Source organism: uncultured Leptotrichia sp., assembly GCF_938036635.1.
GTDB classification, from domain to species: domain Bacteria; phylum Fusobacteriota; class Fusobacteriia; order Fusobacteriales; family Leptotrichiaceae; genus Leptotrichia; species Leptotrichia hongkongensis.
On sequence record NZ_CALHQO010000229.1, the window covers coordinates 1 to 2,397 of the forward strand.

General features: G+C 32.4%; 2 protein-coding genes. Both read left to right on the forward strand.

What is annotated here, in order from left to right; translation table 11 throughout:
- Positions 1 to 287: 287 nt before the first annotated feature.
- Positions 288 to 1,808: a bifunctional phosphoribosylaminoimidazolecarboxamide formyltransferase/IMP cyclohydrolase gene (gene purH, locus Q0370_RS04425; RefSeq protein ID WP_299572648.1), complete on the forward strand. Its 1,521-nt coding sequence runs from the start codon at positions 288 to 290 to the stop codon at positions 1,806 to 1,808.
- Positions 1,809 to 2,180: 372 nt separating this feature from the next.
- Positions 2,181 to 2,397, forward strand: a 217-nt coding sequence (locus Q0370_RS04430) for a hypothetical protein (RefSeq protein ID WP_299572651.1), incomplete at its 3' end; no start/stop codon positions are given.

The following is a 2,397-nucleotide window of genomic DNA, read 5'->3' on the forward strand; positions in this document are numbered from 1 at the left end:
GTTTTTAATTTATTGTGTTATAATATTATATGAAGGGTCGCTCCTTTAGTTTTAATATATGGAGGTGAAACTGTGAAATCAGATATTTTAGTTATTTGTCTGGAAATAATATTTTTTTACTATATTCTTAACAGATAAACCTCAGATTTAATCGAAAATAAAAACATTGTTTTTTCCTGTAGAAATACAGGTTTTTTATTTGAAAGTTAATAATTACACAACCTTGATAAATACAAGGGTTTGTGATAAAATAAATTTAACAAAATATATTGGAGGAATGATGCCGAATGAAAAAAAGAGCTTTGATTAGTGTCTTTGATAAGACTGGGATATTGGAATTTGCACAGTTTTTGAATCAAAAAGGTGTGGAAATTATTTCGACTGGAGGGACTTACAAGTTTTTGAAGGAAAATGGACTTTCTGTGATAGATGTTTCGGAAGTTACTAATTTTAAGGAAATGCTGGATGGAAGAGTGAAAACATTACATCCGAATATTCATGGTGGAATTTTGGCGATTAGGGACAATAGGGAGCATATGGATACGATTGCAAAAGAAGGAATAGAGACGATTGATTATGTTGTTGTTAATCTTTATCCGTTTTTCAGGGAAGTTCAGACAGATAAGACTTTTGATGAAAAAATCGAATTTATTGATATAGGTGGTCCTACAATGCTTCGTTCGGCTGCAAAATCATTCAAGGATGTTACTGTTATCTGCGAAACAGAAGACTATGAGAAGGTTATGGAAGAAATCAAAAATAATGGGGAAGTTTCATTTGAAACAAAAAAAAGATTGGCTGGGAAGGTGTTTAATTTGACATCAGCTTATGATGCAGCTATCTCTAATTTCTTGCTGGAAGAGGAATATCCAAAATATTTGAATGTTTCGTATGAAAAGAAATTTGATTTAAGATATGGCGAAAACCCTCACCAATCGTCTGCATACTACGTTTCAACTACTGAAAATGGAAGTATGAAGGATTTTGTCCAGTTAAATGGAAAAGAATTGTCATTTAATAATATCAGGGATATGGATATTGCTTGGAAAGTGGCAAATGAATTTGATGAAATTGCCTGCTGTGCTGTAAAACACTCGACTCCTTGCGGTGTAGCAGTTGCAGATGATGTTTTCACGGCTTACAAAAAAGCTCATGATTGCGATCCAGTATCAATTTTTGGCGGAATTGTTGCGATTAATAGAGAAATTGATGCAAAAACTGCACAGGAACTGAATAAAATTTTCCTAGAAATCGTAATTGCCCCAGCATTTACTGATGAAGCTCTTGAAATATTAAAATCCAAGAAAAATTTGAGAGTAATAAAATGCGAAGTTGCAAAACCGCAGGATAAAGTGGAATACGTAAAAGTTGATGGCGGAATATTAGTTCAGCAGACAAATCAGAAGATGATTGACAATATGGAAGTTGTAACAAAAAAACAGCCAACAGAGCAAGAATTAAAAGATATGGAACTTGGAATGAAAGTCGTAAAACACGTAAAATCAAATGCAATTGTGGTCGTAAAAGATGGAGCGGCAACAGGAGTTGGAACAGGACAGACAAACAGAATCTGGGCAACTCAGCACGCACTTGAACATGCCAAAGGAGATTTAGAATCACTGGAAGGAGCAGTTCTGGCATCAGACGCATTTTTCCCATTCAGAGACTGTGTAGATGAAGCTGCAAAATACGGTATCAAAGCATTAGTACAGCCAGGCGGCTCAATTAGAGACAAAGAGTCAATCGAAGCTGCCGATGAACACGGAATGACAATGGTATTTACTGGCATCAGACACTTCAAACATTAAAATTAAACAAATATTTGTTTTTATAGATAAACTGTGTTAAAATGTATAAAAAGGGGTAATCTATATCGAAATTTAAGAATAGAGGGACAATATAAAATTTGAAAAACAACATTATTCCAATTATATGATGGGATATAGACTACCCCAATATCGAAGGGGACTAAAACATATCTGATAATGTAAATTTACTTCTGACTGATATAGACTACCCCAATATCGAAGGGGACTAAAACTATTTGAAAATGGCGATATTGAATTATCAAATGATATAGACTACCCCAATATCAAAGGGGACTAAAACTATTAATTGAAATTGGAAGTAATTAGGACTAAAGTAGAACAACTGGAAAATATAGAAATCTTTTAATAGGAATGAACAAAAAAGAATTTAAAGAGATGTTAGATGAGAAATTTAAATACGATTCAAATTCAGATACTTACAAATTAGTAAACAGTGAAAAAATTGAAAAACATTTAAATGAAATTAAAGAGGAATTTTTAGATAATTCGGATTTAGATAAAGAAGATTATAAATATAAGATAGAATACATTAATAATTTTATGTTAAAAATTACACTAGGGAACAAGA

Bases quoted from the DNA above. Each gene is read 5' to 3' on its own strand.
- purH (WP_299572648.1), top strand. From the start codon at position 288: ATGAAAAAAAGAGCTTTGATTAGTGTCTTTGATAAGACTGGGATATTG.